Raw genomic sequence first — 2,569 nt, 5'->3', positions numbered from 1 at the left:
TGACATTGTAACATATGGGTAAGCCGTATGCCTTAATAGGGCACGTACGGTTTGATAAGGGGGAAGCCTTGAAAGAGGTTTCCCTACTTTATTATACAGTAAAAGAACAAATAAGCAGTCCGATACCGCAACAAATTCTAAGCCAATAGTATTAGAACAAATAGGCTGCTCTTCTTTATTTTGCATAACGCGCTTGAATAAAATGCCTTCTGTTACAAAAACTACTCTTACTAACAAATAAAGAGTTTAATGTCAGGGAGGTACAAAACATGAAGAAAGCGCTGGTTAAGCTAAAAGTCCCCCTACTTTGCATGGTTCTAATTTTTTCGCTCTGTTCGATGTTGCCAAGTGAACAAGCGGAGGCATTCTCTCCACAGGTTATTCAAAAAGGGGCTACTGGGGACGATGTAATCGAATTGCAGTCAAGACTTCAATATATCGGTTTTTATAATGGCAAAATAGACGGTGTCTTTGGCTGGGGTACATACTGGGCAGTTAGAAACTTTCAGTATGAGTTTGGGTTGAAAGTAGACGGGCTAGTAGGACAGGAAATGAAAAATAAGCTCATAAAAACTACCAAATACAATGAAAGCTACGTCAAAAGAAATATCAGGCAGGGAAAGAAGTTCACATATTACGGAGGAACGCAGACCAATAAGCAGGCCGGTCAGCCGCCGAAAGCCCCTCCCAAAGCACAACAGGCAGCAAATGTTCCAAGCGGCTACTCACAAAACGACTTAAAGCTGATGGCCAACGCAGTCTACGGGGAAGCGCGAGGGGAGTCGTATGTAGGACAGGTTGCAGTAGCAGCCGTTATTTTAAACAGAGCTGAAAGTGCCTCTTTTCCAAATACTATATCAGGGGTCATCTTTGAGCCAAGAGCATTTACAGCTGTTGCAGATGGTCAAATCTGGCTGACACCAAACGATACAGCGAAGAAAGCAGTCCTCGATGCTTTGAATGGTTGGGATCCAAGTGGAGGAGCAATTTATTACTTTAATCCGAATACAGCGACTTCAGGATGGATCTGGTCAAGACCACAAATTAAGCAAATCGGAAAACATATCTTTTGTAAATGATGGAGGTGACTTTAGTTGATACGTTCAATTTTAATCGGAATACTTTCAGTTGCGATTGCTGGAACAGCTTATTGGGGATATAAAGAACACCAGGAAAAAAATGCTGTCCTTATTAATGCAGAAAACAATTACCAGAGAGCATTCCACGAATTGTCTTTCCATATGGATGCACTCGAAGGCCGGATCGGTGCATCATTGGCAATGAGTTCACCCAGCCGTTTATCTCCTGCGCTTGCCGATGTATGGCGAATAACATCAGAAGCGCACAATGATGTGGGACAGCTTCCATTAACCTTGTTGCCATTTAATAAAACTGAGGAGTATCTTGCAAATGTTGGGGAGTTCAGTTATCGGGTAGCTGTAAGAGACCTGGATAAAAAGCCGCTGTCTGAAAAGGAATATCAAACATTAAAAGACCTTCATAAAAATGCGACTGAGATTAAAAATGAATTGCGCAAAGTTCAAGCGCTGGCAATGAAAAATAACCTGCGATGGATGGACGTCGAGCTTGCACTTGCTTCTGAAAAACAGCCACAGGATAATACAATCATCGATGGATTTAAAACAGTTGATAAAAAGGTAGAGGGTTACAGTGAAGTGAGCGGGGGGGCAGGTGTTTCCCAGATCAATGGCAAAAATGAAGGGATCACCAGGAATCTGTCTGGAAAAAGACTTTCAGAGGAAGAAGCAAAAAAGCGGGGAAGGGATTTCTTTGGTTTAAATCCGAATACACCGGTAAAGGTCACGAAAACCGGAAAAGAAACAGACTATGATGCCTATAGCTTAGCAATTGAAGGGCAGGATCAAAACGGAAACATTTATATGGATATTTCCGTTAAAGGCGGCCATCCGATCTGGATTTTACAGGACAGAAAAATCGGGAAAGAAACGATAAGCTTGAATGAAGCCTCCAGGAAAGCGACTCAGTTTCTTGAAAAGCATGATGGGGAAGGCATGATATTGTCTGAGAGCTTTCAGTATGACAATGTAGGTGTTTTCAATTTTGTGTATGAAGAAGATGGAGTCCGTTATTATCCAGATTCAATCCAGATAAAGGTTGCCCTTGATAAAGGAGATGTCATAGGATACGAGGCGATTGAATATCTTACTAACCACAAAGAAAGAAAAACATCTAAACCTAAAATCGATCGGAATAAAGCTTTAAAGGAAGTTAATCCAAATGTTAAAGTAATGGAAGACCATCTCGCTGTCATTGAAAACGAACTTGAACAAGAAGTTCTGTGTTATGAGTTCCTGGGAACAATGGAGAATGAAACCTACCGAATCTTCATTAACGCGATGACGGGGGAGGAAGAAAAGGTTGACGAACTTGACGGCACTGAAATGTCGTACGAAAATCTTTAAAAGGAAACGGGAGCATTCCCGTTTCCTTTTTCGGTGTGCCCCGCAGTCACACAGTCTAAGTGGTTTAAATCCACTCAGTAACTTTACCCTTTATAGTGCTGTAGCCGAAGTAGAAGTCCTCGCTC

Annotated in this window: 2 protein-coding genes; both read left to right on the top strand. The window is 41.8% G+C overall.

Going from position 1 to position 2,569, the window contains the following annotated elements; genetic code table 11:
- Nucleotides 1–269: 269 nt before the first annotated feature.
- Nucleotides 270–1,079, top strand: a complete 810-nt coding sequence (gene sleB, locus FCL54_RS23490; RefSeq protein WP_138129706.1) for a spore cortex-lytic enzyme — start codon at nt 270–272, stop codon at nt 1,077–1,079.
- A gap of 15 nt (nt 1,080–1,094) precedes the next feature.
- Entirely contained in the window at nt 1,095–2,444 is a 1,350-nt protein-coding gene (ypeB, locus tag FCL54_RS23485; protein ID WP_138129705.1) for a germination protein YpeB, read from the top strand.
- Nucleotides 2,445–2,569: the final 125 nt, after the last annotated feature.

It is taken from the genome of Exobacillus caeni (assembly GCF_005747095.1).
In the GTDB taxonomy this organism is placed as follows: Bacteria; Bacillota; Bacilli; order Bacillales; family Guptibacillaceae; genus Exobacillus; species Exobacillus caeni.
Note: the sequence above shows the minus strand (reverse complement) of the source record. Positions and strands in the feature narration are given on the sequence as shown.

What these genes read in the sequence shown, in the direction of transcription:
- sleB (WP_138129706.1), top strand. Translation starts at nt 270, where the DNA reads ATGAAGAAAGCGCTGGTTAAGCTAAAAGTCCCCCTACTTTGCATGGTT.